Source organism: Alitiscatomonas sp. (assembly GCF_037242085.1).
GTDB classification, from domain to species: domain Bacteria; phylum Bacillota; class Clostridia; order Lachnospirales; family Lachnospiraceae; genus Alitiscatomonas; species Alitiscatomonas aceti.
Window position 1 is genome coordinate 58,855 of sequence record NZ_JAXXBR010000075.1, and the last position, 20,431, is coordinate 79,285.

The following is a 20,431-nucleotide window of genomic DNA, read 5'->3' on the forward strand; positions in this document are numbered from 1 at the left end:
GAGGTGACGGACCATGTTTGACTATAAAAACGCAGAAAAGATCCTGGAAGCAGAGGATGTGGTGGTGAAGTTCAACCTGCGGGGAAAGACCCTGACCGCCATCCGCGGCATTTCCATGGAGCTTTATAAGGGAGAAAGCCTGGCCATCGTAGGCGAGTCCGGTTCTGGAAAGTCCGTGTTCACCAAGACCTTCATGGGACTTCTGGACCAGAACGGCTGGGTGGACTCGGGCTCCATCATTTACAGCGGAGGAAAATACACCGGAAAGGGAGTCGACCTGGTTCCCATGAAAACGGAAAAGGAATGGCTGAACATCCGGGGAAAAGAGATCGCCATGGTGTTCCAGGATCCCATGACCAGCTTAAACCCCTTAAAGACCATTGGAAAGCAGATCCAGGAGACCGTGGAGCTGCACCAGAACTTAAAGGGCGAGGAAGCGAAGAAAAAGACCATCGAGATCCTGGAGGACGTGGGCATTGCAGAGCCGGAGCGGAGATATAAACAGTATCCCCATGAGTTTTCCGGCGGCATGCGCCAGCGGGTGGTCATCGCCATCGCCGTGGCCTGCAATCCGGAAATCCTGATCTGCGACGAGCCCACCACGGCCCTGGACGTGACCATCCAGGCCCAGATCTTAAAGCTTTTGCATAATCTCCAGGAAAAGTACCAGCTGACCATCATCTACATCACCCATGACCTGGGCGTGGTGGCCAATGTGGCAGACCGGATCGCGGTCATGTACGCCGGAGATATCGTGGAGGTGGGGCTCTGCGAGGAGATCTTCTACAACGCCAAGCATCCGTACAGCTGGGCGCTTCTCTCCTCCCTTCCCCAGCTGGGTGTCAAGGGCGAGCCCCTGTATTCCATCAAGGGGACCCCGCCCAACCTGTTCAATGAGATCAAGGGCGACGCTTTCGCTCCGAGAAATCCCCAGGCCTTAAAGATCGACTTTGAGATCCGGCCGCCGTATTTTGAGGTGAGCCCCACCCACCGGGCGCGTACCTGGCTTCTGGACCCGCGGGCCCCGAAGGTGGAGCCGCCGGCCCTGATCGCCCGGATGTTTGAAAAATGGAAGGAGGCTGCTCCGGATGTCCAGTAACGAGACGAGAAAAAAGATCCTGGAGGTCAAAAACCTGGATGTGGTGTTTGGCTCGGGAAAAAAGACGTTTAAAGCCATCGACGGCGTAAGCTTTGATATTTATGAGGGCGAGACCTTCGGTCTGGTGGGGGAATCCGGCTCCGGAAAGACCACCATCGGCCGGGCCATCATCCGGATCAACGAGGCGGCCGGCGGTGAGATCCTTTATAAGGGCGAGCGCATCAGCGGAAAGATCTCTCCGGAAATGGACCGGAAGGTCATTGAAAATATCCAGATGATCTTCCAGGATCCCATGGCCTCCTTAAATGAGAGAGCCAAGGTGGACTACATCATTTCCGAGGGCCTTTATAATCACCATAAGTTTAAAAGTGAGGAAGAGCGAAAGCAGATCGTATCCCAGGCGCTTTTAGACGTGGGACTTTTACCGGAATTTGCCAGCCGGTTCCCCCACGAGTTCTCTGGCGGCCAGAGACAGAGGATCGGAATCGCCAGGGCCCTGGTCATGGAGCCCCAGCTGGTGATCGCGGATGAACCTATATCGGCCCTGGACGTGTCCATCCGGGCCCAGGTGTTAAACCTTCTTTCTGAACTTCAGAAAAAGAAAGGATTCACCTACCTGTTTATTGCCCATGACTTATCCATTGTCCGGTTTATTTCTGACCGGGTGGCAGTTATCCATAAAGGGCATATTGTGGAGCTGGCGGAGACGGAGAAGCTTTACAGCCATCCGCTCCACCCCTACACCCGCGCATTACTGTCGGCGATCCCTCAGCCGGATCCCTTAGTGGAGCGGAAAAAGGTGGTGGAGGTCTACGACCCGTCCTGCCATCACTATGAGACCGACAAGCCGGAGTGGGTGGAGATCGAGCCTGGACACTTTGTTCTTGCAAATAAGGAAGAACAGGAAAAATATAAGGAGGTGCTGAACGCATAATGGAAATTCAAGTTAAGAACGCTCCAGTCATGGAGTACGACGCCATTGTGATCCCGTTTTCCAATGAAAAGACGCTGACAGCCCCTGTTCCTTCTGAGGTGAAGGAGCCGGTGGAGGCGGCGCTGGCAGCCGGAAAGCTGGGATGTACCTGTGGATTGACTTATGCGCTGAATCTATATATGGAAGGCCGGTTTGTAAAGGCCGTTCTGGTACAGCTGGGTGACGGCTCTGCCACCAACCGGGAGGTATTCCTGGCCATGGCTAAGGCATTCAAGAGCTGCAAGGAGGCAAAGGCGGCTGTTACCATGATCCTCCTGGACAATGCAAAGGAGATCACCGGGAACGCGGAGATCGCAAAGAAGATCTGTGAGCTGCCGTTCCTGGTTTCCTATCAGTTCAATGCATATAAGTCTGTGCCGGTGGTAAACGGGATGAAAACGGCTGTGATCGTTTCAGAGATGGAGGAGCTGGAAAAGATCGCCGCAGAGGCCAAAAACGTGGCGGAGAGCACCATGCTGGCACGGGATCTGATCAATCATCCGTCCATGTATATGACACCGGAGAAGCTGGGCGCAGAGGCTAAAACGCTGGCCGCAGAGCTTGGCATCGACGTGACTGTATACGACAAGAACCAGATCGAAGAGATGAAGATGGGGGCGTTCCTCTCCGTTGCAAAGGGTGCGGTGGACGAGCCGAGAGTGATCGTGCTCCGGTATAACGGCGGCCAGCCGGGTGAAGCACCGGTGGCGCTGGTAGGCAAGGGCGTAATGTTCGATTCCGGCGGATACAGTTTAAAGTCCAAGATGGCCACCATGCACGACGACATGGGCGGCGCGGCTGCCGTGATCGGAGCCATCCGTGCCATTGCATTACAGAAGCTGCCGGTGAACGTGATCGCAGTGGTGGCAGCCTGTGAGAACCGGGTGTCCGGGGACGCTTACGTTCCGGGAGATATCTTATTCTCCATGAACGGAAAGACCATCGAGATGCTGAATGCCGACGCCGAGGGCCGTCTGACCCTGGCCGACGCCATCACCTACGCCATCCGCAAAGAAGGAGCCGGAGCCATCATTGACATCGCAACCCTGACTGGAGCGGCCAAGGGAGCCGTGGGCGGCCGCAGCGCCGCTGTATTGGCCAATGATGACGAGCTTTATGAGGAGGTCCTGGAGGCCTCCCGGATCTCATGTGAGAAGATCTGGCGGCTTCCGGCAGATAAGGAGCTGTTTACGGTGCTCCAGTCTGAGGTGGCAGATATTAAAAACAGCTGTCCGGGCAATACCATGGGAGGAGGAACTATCGTAGCCGGTCTCTTCCTTCAGGAATTTGTGGAGGATCACCCATGGGTCCATGTGGACATGGCCCCGGTGAACTGGGCGGCAGACGGCAACGCTTACTGCATCCACGGAGCCACCGGATACGGCGTGAGCCTTTTGTATGAGACAGTGAAGGTAATATCCAGATAAAAATCTTTTTTTGTGTTCTCACCTGGGGGACAGGGACGCTGCAAAATTGCGGCGCTCCTGTCCCCGGTTTATTTCTGTCCCATACGATATTTTCCCGAAAAAGACAGACGGATCCATTCTCTGCTTTGCTCCAGGACAGGCAGCCGCTGGCAGAGGAGAGGTTCTGTCCGGCTACGGCAAAGGGCGGGAGAACTGGGGCGGAGGTACTTGCCGGGACGTCCGGAAACTGGTAAAATGGGGACATGGACAGGAGGTAGAAATGTGAGAAAAGAAAAGCTTGTTTATCATGGAAGCAATGCGGTTGTACAGGAACCCAGAATTCTGGTCAATGGTTACAGCCTTAAAAACTCTGCATTTTGAGGGGAGTGAAGTTCTGTGACAAATATTTATTTCCCAGATGAGGAAATCAGCAGAAATGATATATTTTTTGTCTGTTACATGATTGAACGGGTTGCAAGAAGACTTCATCAGCGCAACCGCTATGTGGTGAATCAGATTGGCAGAAAGAGTCTGGAACATCTGGTCAGCGTGGCAAACGTCCTCCATGCAGAAAATCCCCTGGCAGTCGAAAAAGACTGGATAGAAACATACCAACTGTCGGAGGGGACATTTCATGTGGATCGGGTAGACCCGGAACTGGTAACAAAAATTCCTGGGCCTCTCCAAATGGGGAAAGTTTATGAGAGACTGATCCACGATACAAAGCAGCCGGGAGAATCCGAGGTAGACGGAATAATCCGGGTTTATAATCATGAGATTTGTGATGTGATCGATAATTATAACTGCAGTGCATATTATGAGCCGTCCTATGTAATTGCCAGGGCGTATTATGAGGGCGGTTTTTAACGGAGAAAACATTCCAGGGAGGAATAGATCATGGACATAAATCACGACACAAAAAAGCTTTTTATGTACGCCATACTCTGCCTGTCGCTGGCCGTGGGCTTAAGCAGCGGGGTATTTTCCAATTACTTTAAGGAGGTATTTGCCGTCGATTCGGTCCAGCGCGGGCTTTTAGAGATACCCAGGGAGACGCCTGGGATCCTGTGCGTGGTGATCCTGACGGCTCTTTCGGGGCTCGGAAACCTGTCCCTGATGGTCATGGCCTACGGCTTCTGTACCCTGGGACTGGCAGTTCTGGGTCTTTTATCGCCGTCATATTTTATCATGCAGATCTTTCTTTTTTCCTTTTCCCTGGGAGAGCATATGATGATGCCCCTGCGGGACAGCATTGCCATGGATCTGTCGGGAGAGGGGAAAACGGGGACTTTTTTAGGACAGCTTAAGGGAAAGATGACTCTGGCGTCCATGACTGCGTCGGCAGCTGTTTTCATTGGATACCGCACCGGGCTCTTCTGGTTTGGGGACGGCGTGATCCCGTCCTTTGTGGCGGGGCTTCTCTTTACTGCCGCCGGTCTCTTTTTTGCAGTCCGGCTCAGAAAAACAGCTCCGGAGCTCAATGTGCCCCGGGCCAGGAACACCGGCCGCCGGGATACCTTACATATCCGGAGGCGCTACATTCCCTATTATCTGATCACCGCCGTTTACGGCTGTCAGAAGCGGATGCGGATCGTATTTGCGCCCTGGCTCATTGTGGAGCTTTTAGCCATGGGAGCGGATACCCTGGCGCTTTTAGGCATGGCTGCCCATCTGATCGGGAGCCGCTTTTCCCCGGTCATCGGCCGGATGCTGGACCGCCTGGGAGTTTCCAGATCCCTGGCCATAGAAGGCGGATATTTTGCCGGAGCGTTTCTCTTTGCGGCCTTTGCAGCCTGGGGAGCGGCTTCCGGCCGGTTCGGGGACGGACCACTGGGAGCGGTCCTGGTTTTCCTGGCCTATATCCTGGTGATGCTGACGGATCATTTTAATACTGTCCATACGGTGATGATGAAGCAGCTGAGCCTGCGCCCGGAGGATGTGATGGGAAATCTGTCTCTGGGCTTAAGTGTGGATCATGTGCTGGCAGTGACGGTATCCGGCGGCTTCGGGGTGATCTGGAAGGTATGGGGTCCACAGTATGTGTTCTTACTGGCAGCCGCCTGCAGCGCGGTGCATCTGGCTGTGGCCGGATACCTGGAGAAGTCGGGGATCTTAAAGAAGAGATAAAAAATACGGCCCGCCTTATGGGCGGGCCATGGCCAGGGGCCGCAGCGTATTTCCTACGCCGCGGCCTCCGTTTCGTTCTGGGAAACACGGCGGCTGCGGAGCCGGTATGCCAGATGGCTCATCAGAGCCGCAGCAGCGGCTGCACCGGCCCAGCCCAGTCCCAGGGAATAAAGCGGGAACGTATGGCAGAGGTCGGAGAGGAAGCCCAGAGGCATGTGCATGTTGTAATCCAGGCAGTAAACGCAGCTTACGATACCGGTGACAGTGATGACAGCCGGGTACATATACGGATTTTTTCCCAGCTTTTCATCCAGGAGTCCCAGGATGATGAGGACGATGGATACCGGATAGATGGCGTTTAACACCGGTACGGAGATCCCAAGGATCGTATTTAAGCCCTGGTTGCAGACCACAAAGGAGAAGCCGGCGATCAGGTACACCCACTGCCTGTATTTCAGACGGTCAGTGAGGGAAGAGAAAAACTGGGAGATGGAGGTGATGAGCCCCACACAGGTGGTCAGGCAGGCCAGAGTGAAGATGGCGGCCAGAAGCACGGCACCCACGTCTCCGAACAGCTGTTTTACAATGAGGCGGAGCACCACAGCCCCGTTTTCCGGGATGGCATAAACGGCAGAGCTTTTCATTCCCATATAGGATAACATCAGGTAGACTGCGGAAAGGATGGCTCCGGCAGCCAGACCGGCGCGGGTGGTGTAATGGATCAGATCGTTCTTTTTCTCAACGCCCAGGGACCGCAGGGTGGTGGCGATCACAAGGCCGAAGTTTAAGGCTGCGATGGTGTCCATGGTCTGGTAGCCTTCCAGGAAGCCCTTGACCATGGGGTTCGCCTGGTAGTCCGCCTGGGCGGCGGCAACTCCGGCGTCGCCGCGGAGAACAAACTGGACAAACAGGAAAAGAAGAAGGAGCAGAAGGCTGGGAGTCAGGAATCTGCCGATCCTTTCCATCAGCTTGCTGGGGGTCAGGGCCAGCCATCCGGCGGTCAGGAAAAAGACCAGGGAGTACAGCAGCATAAATACAGGGAGGGGGGCTCCAGAGGGAAGATACGGAGCCACGGCCATCTCAAAGGGGACTGAGGCGGCACGGGGGATCCCAAGGCCTGGTCCGATGGAGAGGTAGATCAGGATCGTGAACACCACAGCAAAGCGGGCGTCTACCTTACGGGCCAGCTTATCCAGACCGTCAAATTTTGCCACAACGATGACGCCGAGGACTGGAAGAATCACGGCGGTGATCAGAAAGGCCGCGATGGCAAAGGGCATTTTTTCCCCGGCGTTCTGTCCCAGGAACGGCGGGAAGATCAGATTTCCGGCTCCGAAAAACAGGGAAAACAGCATAAAGCTCATCAGGACCATTTTTTTCTTACTCAGTTTCATAACATTTCCTCCTGGATACTCATTTCTGCCCATGGCGCGCTTTTCCATGAAACAAGAAAGAATTCTGCTCTTGCAGGATTCTCCGCCTGCGGCGGGTCGCATTTGCGACGAAATTCCATACCGCCGCAGTGCGATTCTGCACGAAGTGCTTTTTTATTTGATAGGAATTTCCTATCAAACAAAAAAAGCCGTCCTCATAAAGGACGACTTTAAAATCGTGGTACCACCTTAATTCTCAAGCACAGCTTGACTCTTATACCGCATCAGACAATGCGTATCACCGATAACGTGGCTTAACCCCGGCGCACCTACTTCGTTCAGATTGCTTCTCAGAGATGATTTCACCGTTCCGCTTCAATGACAGTTTCCACCAGCCACTGCCTCTCTGGAAGATCCACGGACGACTACTTGTTCTCGTCAGATGAATTTATCATGTTGACACCGAGTATAGCACAGCCAGATGGCTTTTTCAAGGGCTTTTCCAAAAATATTTCCGTTATTTTGCACAAAAAGCAACTGGATTACAAAGCGGTTTTCACAAAAACATCATAGATGGCCCGGATGGCGTTTTCAAAATCCTCATCCCGGATCCCGATGATCACGTTCATTTCACGGGAGCCCTGGTCGATCATCTTCACATTGATGCGGGCATGGGAGAGGGCTGCGAAGATCCTGGCGGCGACGCCCAGATTGGAGCGCATGCCCCGTCCTACTATGGCGATCAGCGCCAGATCGGATTCCAGATCGATGGAATCTGGATGGACTGCCCGGTGGATGCCGGAGATGATGGCCTGCTCCCGTTCCTGGAACTCGCTCTGATGGACGTATACGGTCATGGTATCGATCCCAGAGGGCAGGTGCTCAAAGGAGATATTGTTTTTTTCAAGGACCTCCAGGACCTTTCTCCCGAATCCGATCTCTGAGTTCATCATGGCCTTATCGATGACGATGGAGCAGAAGCCCTTCTTTCCGGCCACGCCGGTGATGGTGTAGGAGGGCTTTTTGCTGGTGCTCTCCACGATCATGGTCCCGGGATCCGAGGGGCGGTTGGTGTTTTTGATATTGATGGGGATCCCTTCCTTGCGCACCGGGAAGATGGCGTCCTCGTGGAGTACGTTGGCGCCCATGTAGGACAGCTCTCTGAGCTCCCGGTAGGTGATGGTCTCAATGGGGGCGGGATCCTCCACGATCCTGGGGTCGGCCACCAGGAAGCCGGAAACGTCGGTCCAGTTTTCATAAAGGTCGGCGTGGAGGGCGCGGGCCACCAGAGAGCCGGTCACATCGGAGCCGCCTCTGGAAAAGGTGGCGATGGAGCCGTCGGGCTTTGAGCCGTAAAAGCCGGGGATCACCGCCTGCTTCATGGAAGCAAGCCGGGCCTCCAGCTCGTCGTTGGTCTTTTCCGGTAAAAATACGCCGTTTTCATCAAAAAAGACCACGTCTGCGGCGTCCACAAAGGGGAAGCCCAGGTAATGGGACATGATGATGCCGTTTAAATATTCGCCCCGGGATGCAGCGTAGGCCCTTCCGGCTTTATTTTTAAAATTTTCTTCGATGGTGTCAAATTCAAAGTCCAGGTTAAGGTCCAGATCCAGGCCGTTTATGATATCGTCGAACCGCTTTTTGATCTGGTCCAGGATCCGCTTATAGCTCTGTCCCGCAGCGCAGGCCTCATAGCACTGATATAGGAGGTCTGTGACCTTTGTATCCTTTCCGTCCCGTTTCCCAGGGGCAGAGGGGACCACATAGCCTCTGGTCTTATCTGCATCGATGATGGCTTTTACTTTTTTGAACTGTCTGGCGCTGGCTAAAGAGCTGCCGCCGAATTTAACTACTTTTTTCATAATCGATTCTGTCTCCTGTATATGTCGGCTTAATGTATGATCTTGGGGGTGGGGAAGTATTCAAATAAAACCTTGGCCACCAGCTTGTCTTTGGAAATGTAGGGGTTTTTCCAGTATCTGGCATCTGCGGAAAAATTCCGGTTGTCTCCCATCATGAAATAGCAGTCCTCGGGGACCTCAAAGTGCATGGTCTCTCCCTGGTTCATCTCTTCCGCCAGATAAGGCTCCTCCAGAGGCGTTTCAGACCCGTTTAAATACACCTTATCATCGATGATGTCGATGACGTCTCCGGGAAGGCCGATGACCCGCTTCACATAATAAACGGTCTTGGCCCGTTTTCCCAGCTCATAGCCGCAGGCCGGGCAGACCGCCGGGTCCTCGCCCTCACCAATGGCCGTACATCTGGGGCACTGCCAGCCGAATACGAAAATGGCCACGTCCCCGCGTTCCGGATCGGCGAACTTATAGTGGAGCCTGGAGCCGATGACGCGGCTGTGGGCCATAATGGTGTTTTCCATGGAACCGGTGGGGACCTCGCTGTTGGCAATGACGAAGGTGGTCAGCACGAAGGCGATGACAGCTGCGGATACTAACACCTGGATCCAGCTTATGAGCTCCGCCTTCCAGCCGGTTTTTGGCTCCTTCTTTTTCCGGCTTTTGTTCTGGTCTAATTCTTTGTTTTCATTTTCCATATTGATCAACCTCGTGAATTCCTGATAATGCAGTGCACAAAAATGCAATATATTGAGTTTAGAATACTTTTTCAAGTTTCGCAAGGACTTTTAGAAAAACATAAGAAAAAAATATGCGGAGGAGGGTTATGGCTTGTATCGGGAACGGGAAAATGGTAGAATGAGGGTATCGGATTCACAGATATCTGGAAAGGGATTATGAAATATTCTGGAAACAGGGGGGCGTTTTATGGAAAAAATATTATATGATCAGATGGACTGGGCGGGGATCGAGGAGATCGTATATTCAGAGAGCAGCGATCCGGGAAGACTCCTGGGGGCCCATGTGGTAAAGGAAGGGCTTCTGATCCAGGCGTTTCTTCCGGGGGCAAGGACCGCGGCTGTGAAGCTTGGAAAAGAGAAATTTCCTATGGAGATGGCTGACGAAGCCGGCTGGTTTGCCGTGCTTTTTGAGGATAAAAGGGAGCTGGAGCCATACAGGCTCATAGCCGGATATGAGGACGGGACAGTGACCGAGACCGAGGACCCGTACAGCTTCCGGTTCCGCTCCAGGTTTAAGGACGAGGAGCTTAAAAAGCTGGAGGCTGGGATCTATTACGATTCCTATGAAAAGCTGGGAGCCCATCCGGTGTCTGAAAACGGGGTCAGGGGCGTTCATTTTGCAGTCTGGGCGCCCGGGGCCATGCGGGTCAGTGTGGTGGGAGACTTTAATATGTGGGACGGAAGACGCCACCAGATGATCCGTCTGGGCGGCTCCGGCGTCTATGAGCTTTTTATTCCTGGAGTAAAGCCGGGAGACCTTTATAAATATGAAGTCAAGACCAGGGCCGGAGAGCCCATGCTGAAGGCCGACCCTTACGCAAATTATGCGGAGCTGCGGCCCGATACGGCGTCAGTGGTCTGGGACCTGGGCCGTTATAAGTGGAGCGATAAGGAGTGGATGGACCGAAGAGCAAAGACCGATACGAAGACAGCGCCCATGTCGGTCTATGAGGTACATCTGGGCTCCTGGATGCGGAAGCCGGCGGAGCTGGATGAAAATGGAGAGGAAAAGAACGGCAGCCAGTTTTATAATTACCGGGAGACCGCAGAAAAGCTGGCTTCCTATGTGAAGGAAATGGGCTATACCCATGTGGAGCTTTTGCCGGTGATGGAGCACCCCCTGGATGCCTCCTGGGGCTACCAGGTAACCGGCTATTATGCCCCCACCAGCCGCTACGGGACCCCCGACGATTTTAAGGCCTTCATGGACCATATGCACAAAGAGGGGATCGGCGTGATCTTAGACTGGGTCCCGGCCCATTTCCCCAGGGACGCCCATGGCCTGGCCTCCTTTGACGGCACCTGCCTGTATGAGCACCTGGATCCGCGTCAGGGCTCCCATCCCCACTGGGGGACGCTGATCTACAATTACGGGAGACCCCAGGTGTCCAACTTCCTGATCTCCAACGCCCTGTTCTGGGCAAAGGAGTACCATGCCGACGGGATCCGTATGGATGCGGTGGCCTCCATGCTGTATCTGGATTACGGAAAGAACGCCGGAGAATGGGTGGCCAACATGTACGGCGGCCACGAAAATCTGGAGGCTGTGGAGTTCTTAAAGCATCTGAATTCTGTATTCCATAAAGAGGCAAAGGGAGCGGTCCTCATTGCAGAGGAATCCACGGCCTGGCCCCAGATCACGGGAAATGTGAAGGAAGGCAGCCTGGGCTTTGATTATAAGTGGAATATGGGCTGGATGAACGATTTCCTGGGATATATGCAGTGCGATCCCTATTTCCGGAACCAGCACTACGGAGAGCTGACCTTCAGTATGCTCTACGCATACAGCGAGAACTTCGTCCTGGTGTTCTCCCATGACGAGGTGGTCCACGGAAAAGGCTCCATGGCGGGAAAGATGCCGGGAGATACCCAGGAAAAGAAATTTGCAAACCTGCGGGCCGCTTACGGCTTTATGACAGGCCATCCGGGGAAAAAGCTTTTGTTCATGGGCCAGGAATTTGGACAGATGGACGAGTGGAATGAAAACCGGAGCCTGGAATGGGAGCTTTTGCAGTATCCGGTCCATAAGGAGATGCAGGAATATGTGAAGGCGTTGAACCATTTATATACGACCCAGCCGGCTCTTTACGAAATGGATTATGAGCCCGAGGGCTTCGAGTGGATCAACTGTACCTACAATGACGAAAACATCGCCATCTTCATCCGGAAGACGAAGCGGCCCGAGGACACCCTGCTCTTTGTCTGCAACTTTGTTCCCGTGGCTCATGAGAAATTCCGGGTGGGCGTGCCCTTTGCCGGAAAATATAAAGAGATCTTAAACAGTGATTCTGTAAAATTTGGCGGAACGGGTGCAACAAATCCCCGGGTCAAGGCGTCTAAAAAAGAGGAGTGGGATGCCAGGGAGCACTCGATCTCCATTACCCTGCCGCCTTTAGGCATCTGCGTGTTCCAGTGTACGCCGGTGAAGGAGGAGCCGAAGAAGGAGACGGGTAAAAAAGCCGCCGGGAAAAAGGAGACCGCCGGAGCAGCCAGGAAAAGGACTGCGGCAGCGAAAAAGCCGTCCCGGACTCCCGGACCGGTGGAGGCCGCCGGAAAGAAGGCAGCAGATGCTCTGGACAGGATCTCCCAGAAGGTGGGCGGCCTGATCAAAAAGACGGCCCAGTCCGGAGGGCAGCAGGAGAACAAAGAATCTGTGCATAAGGAGGAACGCTGATGCTGAAGATCCAGATCATGGACATGCTGCTTCCCTGGCTTCTTAAGACCGGCGGGAAGCTCCTGATCACCGTTTTGATCGCCGTCATTGGCTATAAGGTCATCCGCGCCATAAGAAAGGGCGTCGGAAGATCCATGGAGAAGGCTGGTCTGGAGGTCACACTGAGAAAGTTTCTGGATGCGCTTTTATATGCCGTGCTCATCGGGCTCCTGGTGTTCATGGTGGCCGAGGAGCTGGGGATCAAATCCTCCTCCCTGGTGACCATTGCCGGAGCCGTGACCCTGGCCATGAGCCTTTCCCTTCAGAATACCATGGCAAACTTTGCCGGAGGCGTTCTGGTGCTCTTTTTAAAGCCCTTCAAGGCAGGAGACTATATCGTCACCAAGGACGGGGAGGGGACCGTGGAGTCCATCGGACTGGTCTATACGACCCTTCTGACCATTGAAAACAAAAGGATCGTGATCCCCAACAGCAGTATCTCCAATTCTCCCATCACCAACAGCACGGGAGAGGAAAAAAAGAAGCTGGTCTTAAACATCGGCATCGGCTATTCTGCCGATCTGAAAAAGGCAAAAGAGATCCTCAGACGGCTGTTTGAGGAGCATCCGGCCATCCTTAAGGAGGACGGGATCCTGGTGGTGGTGGACAGCCTGGGTGAGAGCAGCGTAAATTTAAGCGTCCGGGGCTGGACCCTGACGGAGGAGTACTGGACCGCCAGATGGGAGCTGACGGAAGCGGTGAAGCTGGCCTTTGACGAGGAGGGGATCGAGATCCCGTACAATTACCTGAATGTTCATTTAACTGAGAAACAAAAACAGTCCGGCCAGGCCTGACAGCCGGGCGGAGATTCCAGGGGAGGGAACAGCTATGGTAAAAAAGGCGGCAGAATTTGCCAGGAAGGTACATGAAGGGAAGCTTCGGAAGGGCAGTATGGTCCCGTATATCGTCCATCCCTTTGAGGCGGCTGTGATCGTTTCCGGGATGACCGACGATCCGGAGGTCATCAGCGCCGCCCTTCTCCATGATGTGATCGAGGACGCCGGGATCTCCTATGAGGAGCTGAAAATGCAGTTCGGGTCCCGGGTAGCCGACCTGGTGCTGGCAGAAAGCGAGGACAAATCCAGGACCTGGAAGGAGCGGAAAAGCGCCACCATTGAAAAGCTCAGATCGGCAGGACGGGCGGAAAAGCTCATCTGCCTGGGAGACAAGCTGAGCAATCTAAGGAGCACTGCCGCGGACATGCTGCTCCGGGGCGACGGCGTCTGGCAGAAATTCCGGGTCACAGATAAAAATGAGCACGCATGGTATTACCGCGGCGTATTTGAACAGCTTGGGGAACTGAAGGAAGAACTGGCATATCAGGAATCTGTCTCCCTGCTCCACAGAATATTTGACCAGGAGGAAGAAAAAGACCAATGAGAAAACTGAAGAAATTTTTACTGGGAGCCGCCGCCCTGTTCCTGGGCGTGACCGGAACGGCGGCCGCCTCCTTTCCAGCCTATGCGGACGGAGCCATGGGGGCCGTTTACAGGGCCCATATCCATGGCCGCGGCTGGACAGATATGGCAAAGGATAATACATATGTAAACGGCCCGAAGGATACGTATGTGACGGCAGTCGCCGCCTCCCTGGAGAACCAGCCCGAGGGCATGACCGGCACCATTGCCTACCAGGTGAACTTAAGCGGCTCCGGCTGGATGGACTGGCAGGAGAACCTTGGAGAGGCCGGGGCCACAGACACCGACAAGCCCCTGGAGGCAGTGCGGATGCAGCTCACAGGCCAGCTTTCCGAAAATTATGACCTTTACTATTCCGTCCTTCAGAATGGAGCCTGGACGGGCCTTGTAAGAAACGGAGAGACCGCCGGCGTGGAGGGCCAGGGACTCCGGGTGGACGGTATCCGCCTTGCAGTGACCGGAAAGGACGCAGGACTGCCGCCGGAGGGGACCCATATGGGCCGGTATATCGACCCATCGAAGCCCATGGTGGCCCTGACCTTTGACGACGGGCCCTCGGCCCATACGGCCAGGATCTTAGACTGCCTGGAGGCCAACGATGCCAGAGCTACCTTTTATATGGTGGGAAACCGTATGGGAACCTACCAGTCCACAGTAAAGCGCATGGTGGATATGGGCTGCGAGCCGGGCAGCCACACCTGGGACCACACCTATATCACGAAGCTGTCCCAGGAGGGGCTGTTTGCCAATCTGAACCGGCTGGACGACACGCTCCAGTCCATTGCCGGAGTGCGTACCGTGACCATGCGCCCGCCGGGAGGCTTTGTAAGCGACAATGCAAAGCAGAATTTGGCAAAGAAGGGCGTTCCCGCCATCCTCTGGTCCATCGACACCCTGGACTGGAAGACGAAAAACGCCCAGAATACCATCAACGTGGTATTAAGCAGCGTAAAGGATGGTGACATCATCCTGATGCACGATCTCTACGGTACATCCGCTGACGCAGCGGTGGTCTTGATCCCTGAGCTTAAAAAGCGGGGCTACCAGTTGGTGACGGTCAGTGAAATGGCATCGTTACGCGGCGGCATGACGCCGGGACAGGTATATCACAGCTTCCGTCCATAGGAAAAAGAATGGGAGCATGAGAGACCGCAGACGGTCCGCTTATGACGGGAGCTGCCAGGATCCGTTCCGGCAGCTCTGCCTTAAGGGCGGCCTGGTCTGCGGCCTTTTTATATAGGGAACCGGCAGAGCCCAGTCCCAGGAGCAGCAATAGAAGCCAGAAGACGGCGTGCTCGGGCAGTCGTTTCAAAAAAATCCCCCCATATCCAGGTCTGATAGTACAGGATATGCGGGGGATCTTTCTTTTATGCGGACAGCGGGCCTGCCGCTACCACACGGCCACAGTGCCGTCGGTCCTGGGCTCGGTGGCTCCGCAGAGGGTGCCGTCGTCGTCTCTTAAGATGATCTGGCCGCGGCCGAATTCCAGGCTGTTGACCGGGATGGTGATGTCATGGCCGGTACGGGTCAGCTTGTCAGCCATCTCGCTGTTATAAAGGCGCTCCAGGGAGATCTTCTTTTCTCCAGTCCACATCCATCTGGGGGCGTCCAGGGCCTCCTGGGGATTCATATGGAAGTCGATCATATTGGTCAGCACCTGCACATGGCCCTGGGGCTGCATAAAGCCGCCCATGACGCCGAAGGGGCCCACGGCCTTTCCGTCCTTGGAGAGGAAGCCGGGGATGATGGTGTGGTACGGCTTTTTGCCGGGAGCCACACAGTTTTCCATGGTCTCGTCCATGGTGAAGTTATTGCCCCGGTTGTGGAAGACGATGCCTGTGCCCGGAAGGACGGTTCCGGAGCCAAAGCCGCAGTAGATGGACTGTATGTAGCTGATCATGTTGCCGTCGCCGTCGGCTGCATTTAAGTAGACCGTATCGCCGCAGTAGGGAGTTCCGGGCTTGGGCTCCAGGGCGGTGCTCCCGATGAGGGCCCGGCGTTTTGCCGCATAGTCCCTGGATAAGAGCTGCTCCACCGTGGGCTTCATGGCTCTGGGATCGGCCACATACCGTTTTCCGTCAGTGAAGGCAAGCTTTAAGGCCTCCATGATCTTATGGGCCGTTTCCGGATCGTCGTGGCCTGCGGAAAGGTCCATGCCCTCCAGGATATTTAAGGCCATGAGGACAACGATGCCGTGGCCGTTGGGCGGGATCTCCCAGACGTCATAGCCTCTGTAATTGGTGGTGATGGGCTCCACCCACTGGGCCTTGTAGGCGGCCAGGTCCTCTTTTCTCAGATAGCCGCCGGTCTTTCTGGAATAGCTGTCGATGGCGTCGGCAATGGCTCCCCGGTAGAAGGATTCGCAGTTGGTCTTTCCAAGCTCCTCCAGAGTTTCGGCCATGCCCTTATACTTAAAGATCTCACCGGCTCTGGGAGCGCGGCCGTCGATGGTGAAATCCGCTGCCCAGGCCTCGTAAAATTCTGGGGATAGCTCCTTTTTAAAGGACTCGGCCAGACGGTTCCAGAGTGCGGATACCACGGGAGATACAGGGAAGCCGTCCCGGGCATAGGAGGCGGCAGGCTCCAGGATCTGGGAGAGGGACAGCTTTCCAAAGCGTTTGTTGATCTCCGCCCAGCCGGAGGTGACGCCGGGGACTGTAACGGCTCCCCAGCCGTATTTGGGCATTTCTGTGTATCCGGCCTGTTTTAAGGTATCCACGCTTAAAAGAGCGGGAGCCGGGCCGCTGGCGTTTAAGCCGTAAAGCTTTCCTTCGTGCCAGATCAGGGCAAAGCCGTCGCCGCCCATATTGCAGGACATGGGCTCCACCACAGCCAGACAGGCGGCTGCGGCCAGGGCTGCGTCAAAGGCGTTTCCGCCTTTTTTGATCATATCCAGGCCTGCCTGGGCAGCCAGGGGCTGGGAGGCGCAGACCATTCCCCGGCGGCCGTAGACAAGACGGCGGCGGGACGGATAGCGGTACTGGAGCGGGTCAAAATGAAGATCCATGAAATTTCCTCGCTTTCTTAATTTAAATAATCTCTTACAAACTGTACCAGCACGGCGGTTCCGGCGGCGATACAGTCTTCGTCAAATGTATTTTTGGAATTGTGGATCCCGTGTCTGGTATTGGGATCACTGTTTCCCGAGCCTAAGCGGAACTGGGCGCCGGGAGCATATTCCGGGAACAGGCAGGAGAAGTCCTCGGAGCCCAGGGAGGGGCTGTCGAAGGTGAAGATCCGGTCTGCACCGATGGTCTTTTCTGCGGCCGCTGCCACCAGATCGACGACAGTATCGTCGTTGACCAGAGGCGGCATACCGTCGCCCCAGGTGATCTCGCCCTTTCCGCGGAGGGTCTCCGCTCCCAGGGTCACGATCCGTTCCACGGACTGCTTCATGGACTCCCGAAGCTCCGGCGTCAGGGTCCGGAGGGTTCCCTGCATTTCCACAAAATCCGGTACGATATTGGCCGCCTTGCCGCCCTGGATGTTTCCGATGGTGAGGACGGCGGAGGAGATGGGATGGTTTTCCCTGGAAACGATGGTCTGGAGCTGGGTCAGCACATAGGCGCTGATCATTACCGGATCCACGAAATTTTCCGGGTGAGCCCCGTGGCCGCCTTTTCCGCTGATCTTAATATGGAAGAAATCGTTGGAGGCGCATCCAGGCCCTTTCTTTAAGGCAATGGTCCCGGCGTCGTATTCCGGAGACACGTGGAGGCCGATGAACACATCGGGCTTTGCAGCCCTTGTAAAACCACAGTCGATGAACTGCTTTGCACCGCAGCCCTTTTCCTCGGCCGGCTGGAAAAGGAACATGACGGTTCCAGAAAGCTCGTCCCGGATCTGGGAAAGGACCCGCGCACAGTATAAAAGCACAGTAGTGTGGATATCATGACCACAGGAATGGCAGACATTGGGAATTTCGGATGCAAATGGGAGCTCTGTCAGCTCCGGCATGGGCAGGGCGTCGATATCCTCCCGGATGGCCACGGTCTTTCCGGGGTTTTTGCCGCGGAGGATGCCGAGCACTCCGGTCTTTAAGCCGATCTCGGCGATCTCAATGCCGTATTCCGTCAGCTTTTCCCGGATCAGCTTCGTGGTTTCAAATTCTTCATTGCTGAGCTCCGGATGCTGGTGGATATGACGGCGGATGGCGGTCATTTCTTCATTCAATGGCAGGACCAGTTTCATGGTTTCCATAGGAGTTCCTCCTGTTTCGTTTGAATTTTCCAACATGTTTTTATTTTAAAACAGAATGAGGGAAAATACAATCCAAATTGTATGAAACATGGGGGAGCCGTCCCGGGGCCAGAAACCTGTTGCAATTTGCGACAAAAAATTTTATAATAAAATTTAATATTATCATGGGCATGATGTGGATACGGGGAATTGGGAGATCCTGGAGGCCCGGGTGAGGGAAGGTGTGAGCGTATGGAAGAAAAACTGAAAAGCATAGAAGTGGAACTGGAGGCCCCGGCAGATTTTACCAGCCCCGACGTGCTGTATGAGGATCTGGTAAAGAGCATACGGAAATATCATCCGTCTGACGATCTGGGCATGGTGGAAAAGGCGTATCAGATCGCCCGGGATGCCCACAAGGACCAGAAGAGAAAATCCGGGGAGCCATATATCATCCATCCCCTCTGCGTGGCGATCATCCTGGCGGACCTGGAGCTGGATAAGGAATCCATCATCGCCGGTATCCTCCATGACGTGGTGGAGGATACGGTTCTGACCGAGGAGGAGCTGGCGGCGGTCTTCGGAAAAGAGGTGGCCCTGCTGGTGGACGGCGTCACAAAGCTGACCCAGCTGTCCTGGTCTGCCGATAAGGTGGAGATGCAGGCGGAGAACTTAAGAAAGATGTTCCTGGCCATGGCCAAGGATATCCGGGTCATCCTCATCAAGCTGGCGGACCGCCTCCACAACATGCGGACACTTCAGTACATGAAGCCGGAGAAACAGAAGGAAAAGGCCAGGGAGACCATCGAGATCTACGCGCCTCTGGCGGACCGTCTTGGTATTTCCAAAATAAAGATCGAGCTGGACGACCTGGCGCTGAAATACCTGGAGCCGGACGTTTATAATGATCTCCAGGAAAAGATATCCCTGACCAGCGAGGCCAGGCAGAATTTCATTGACGAGATCATCCAGGAGATCAGCACCCACATGAAGCATGCGGAGATCGAATGTGAGGTCAGCGGCCGGGTGAAGCACTTCTTTAGTATTTATAAGAAGATGGTGAACCAGAACAAGACCCTGGACCAGATCTATGATATTTTTGCAGTGCGGATCATTGTGGATACGGTGAAGGACTGCTATGCGGCCCTGGGTGTGATCCATGAAATGTATAAGCCCATCCCGGGCCGGTTCAAGGACTATATCGCCATGCCAAAGCCCAATATGTACCAGTCCCTGCATACGACCCTGATCGGGAACAACGGCCAGCCCTTTGAGATCCAGATCCGGACCTTCGAGATGCACCGGACGGCAGAGTACGGAATCGCGGCCCACTGGAAGTATAAGGAAAGCGGCAGCGGCCACATTGCAGCCGGAGACGAGGCCAAGAAGTTAAGCTGGCTGAGACAGATCCTGGAGTGGCAGCAGGATATGTCGGACAACAAAGAATTCCTAAGCATGCTAAAGAGCGATTTGGACATGTTCTCCGACAACGTTTACTGCTTTACGCCCAACGGCGATGTGAAGGCCCTGCCCAGCGGCTCCACGGCCATTGATTTTGCCTACGCCATCCACACGGCTGTGGGAAATAAGATGGTGGGCGCCCGGGTCAACGGGAAGCTGGTGAACATCAACTATGTGATCCAGAACGGAGACCGGATCGAGATCATGACCTCCCAGAATTCCAAAGGCCCCAGCAGGGACTGGTTAAACCAGGTCAAGAGCAGCCAGGCGAAGAATAAGATCAATTCCTGGTTCAAGCAGGAGCGGAAGGCCGATAACATCGTCAAGGGCCGGGAGCTGATCGACCGGTACTGTAAGGCCAAGGGGATCAACTTTGCCGATATCAGCAAGCCCGAATATATGGATAAGGTCTTAAAGCGCTATGCCTTCCAGGACTGGGATTCGGTACTGGCCTCTGTGGGCCACGGCGGCTTAAAAGAGGGCCAGGTCATCAATAAGATGGTGGAGGAACGGGAGAAAAAGCTGAAGCGGGAAGTGACCGACGCGACGATCCTGGACACCATTGGAGACAACAACCGGGCGGCTGTGGTGCCCATGCGCGGAAAGAGCAAAAGCGGCATCGTGGTCAAGGGGATCCATGATCTGGCAGTGCGCTTCTCCAAATGCTGCAACCCGGTGCCGGGAGACGAGATCGTGGGCTTCGTGACCAGAGGCCGTGGCGTTACCATCCACCGGACCGACTGCATCAATGTGCTGAACCTGCCGGAAATGGAGAGGAACCGGCTGATCGACGCCGAATGGCAGGCGGAAGAGGATGAGAAGGGAACGGCCACCTATGCCACTGAGATCTCCATTTATGCCAATAACCGGATTGGTATGTATGTGGATATTGCCAGGATCTTCACAGAGCGGGAGATCGATGTGACCAATATGAACGCCCGGACCAATAAGCAGGGCAAGGCCACCATCACCATGTCCTTTGATATCCACGGAACAGAAGAATTAAATACTCTCATGGCCAAGATCCGCCAGATCGACGGGGTCTTAGACATCGAGAGGACCACAGGCTGATAAAAATACGGGGAG

15 protein-coding genes and 1 other annotated feature are annotated in these 20,431 nt (G+C 54.8%); of the genes, 10 read left to right on the forward strand and 5 right to left on the reverse strand.

The annotated features are described in order from the left end of the window. The first annotated feature begins 13 nt into the window (after positions 1-13). From WIH05_RS07110 to WIH05_RS07130, 5 genes are all read left to right on the forward strand, one after another. Positions 14-1,099, forward strand: a complete 1,086-nt coding sequence (locus WIH05_RS07110) for an ABC transporter ATP-binding protein (RefSeq protein WP_022272824.1) — start codon at positions 14-16, stop codon at positions 1,097-1,099. Beyond that, entirely contained in the window at positions 1,089-2,033 is a 945-nt protein-coding gene (locus WIH05_RS07115) for an ATP-binding cassette domain-containing protein (protein WP_022272823.1), read from the forward strand. Before WIH05_RS07110 ends, WIH05_RS07115 begins: the two co-directional genes overlap by 11 nt. Continuing rightward, positions 2,033-3,499 carry a leucyl aminopeptidase gene (locus tag WIH05_RS07120; RefSeq protein ID WP_022272822.1) on the forward strand — a complete coding sequence of 489 codons (1,467 nt, stop codon included), beginning with the start codon at positions 2,033-2,035 and terminating at the stop codon, positions 3,497-3,499. Before WIH05_RS07115 ends, WIH05_RS07120 begins: the two co-directional genes overlap by 1 nt. Positions 3,500-3,874: 375 nt before the next feature. Next, complete coding sequence (locus WIH05_RS07125) at positions 3,875-4,345, forward strand: hypothetical protein (RefSeq protein WP_022272821.1); 471 nt, start codon at positions 3,875-3,877, stop codon at positions 4,343-4,345. Between the two features lie 30 nt (positions 4,346-4,375). Next, entirely contained in the window at positions 4,376-5,605 is a 1,230-nt protein-coding gene (locus WIH05_RS07130; RefSeq protein ID WP_022272820.1) for a hypothetical protein, read from the forward strand. A gap of 53 nt (positions 5,606-5,658) precedes the next feature. On the opposite strand, the gene brnQ is transcribed toward WIH05_RS07130, so the two are convergent. The 3 genes from brnQ to lepB all read right to left on the reverse strand — a co-directional run bounded on the left by brnQ (position 5,659) and on the right by lepB (position 9,532). Next, a complete protein-coding gene (brnQ, locus tag WIH05_RS07135; protein ID WP_215654978.1) occupies positions 5,659-6,999 on the reverse strand; it encodes a branched-chain amino acid transport system II carrier protein in 1,341 nt (446 codons plus the stop codon). Between the two features lie 196 nt (positions 7,000-7,195). Next, positions 7,196-7,430 (reverse strand) — a binding site (T-box leader). Between the two features lie 90 nt (positions 7,431-7,520). Continuing rightward, entirely contained in the window at positions 7,521-8,840 is a 1,320-nt protein-coding gene (locus WIH05_RS07140) for an aspartate kinase (protein WP_022274442.1), read from the reverse strand. Positions 8,841-8,869: 29 nt separating this feature from the next. Then, the gene (gene lepB / locus WIH05_RS07145; RefSeq protein WP_022274443.1) at positions 8,870-9,532 is read right to left on the reverse strand and encodes a signal peptidase I; all 663 of its coding nucleotides are present in this window, start codon (positions 9,530-9,532) and stop codon (positions 8,870-8,872) included. Positions 9,533-9,761: 229 nt separating this feature from the next. Here lepB and glgB point away from each other — a divergent pair, with 229 nt between their 5' ends. The 4 genes from glgB to WIH05_RS07165 are packed head-to-tail and all read left to right on the forward strand — an operon-like array spanning position 9,762 to position 14,830. Further along, a complete protein-coding gene (glgB, locus tag WIH05_RS07150) occupies positions 9,762-12,248 on the forward strand; it encodes a 1,4-alpha-glucan branching protein GlgB (RefSeq protein WP_022274444.1) in 2,487 nt (828 codons plus the stop codon). Then, positions 12,248-13,081, forward strand: a complete 834-nt coding sequence (locus WIH05_RS07155) for a mechanosensitive ion channel family protein (protein ID WP_022274445.1) — start codon at positions 12,248-12,250, stop codon at positions 13,079-13,081. The genes glgB and WIH05_RS07155 overlap by 1 nt, the downstream gene beginning before the upstream one ends. 34 nt (positions 13,082-13,115) lie before the next feature. Beyond that, complete coding sequence (locus WIH05_RS07160) at positions 13,116-13,667, forward strand: HD domain-containing protein (protein WP_022274446.1); 552 nt, start codon at positions 13,116-13,118, stop codon at positions 13,665-13,667. After that, the gene (locus WIH05_RS07165) at positions 13,664-14,830 is read left to right on the forward strand and encodes a polysaccharide deacetylase family protein (protein WP_022274447.1); all 1,167 of its coding nucleotides are present in this window, start codon (positions 13,664-13,666) and stop codon (positions 14,828-14,830) included. The genes WIH05_RS07160 and WIH05_RS07165 overlap by 4 nt, the downstream gene beginning before the upstream one ends. 265 nt (positions 14,831-15,095) lie before the next feature. Here WIH05_RS07165 and ggt read toward each other — a convergent pair whose 3' ends face one another. Both ggt and WIH05_RS07175 read right to left on the reverse strand, forming a co-directional pair. Continuing rightward, positions 15,096-16,712, reverse strand: a complete 1,617-nt coding sequence (gene ggt, locus WIH05_RS07170; RefSeq protein ID WP_158358223.1) for a gamma-glutamyltransferase — start codon at positions 16,710-16,712, stop codon at positions 15,096-15,098. A 17-nt stretch (positions 16,713-16,729) separates the two neighbouring features. Beyond that, on the reverse strand, positions 16,730-17,905 hold the full coding sequence (locus WIH05_RS07175) for a M20 family metallopeptidase (RefSeq protein ID WP_022274449.1): 1,176 nt from the start codon (positions 17,903-17,905) through the stop codon (positions 16,730-16,732). 231 nt (positions 17,906-18,136) lie between these two features. Between WIH05_RS07175 and WIH05_RS07180 the strand changes: the two genes are divergently transcribed. Then, positions 18,137-20,416 carry a bifunctional (p)ppGpp synthetase/guanosine-3',5'-bis(diphosphate) 3'-pyrophosphohydrolase gene (locus tag WIH05_RS07180; RefSeq protein ID WP_022274450.1) on the forward strand — a complete coding sequence of 760 codons (2,280 nt, stop codon included), beginning with the start codon at positions 18,137-18,139 and terminating at the stop codon, positions 20,414-20,416. Positions 20,417-20,431 lie beyond the last annotated feature (15 nt).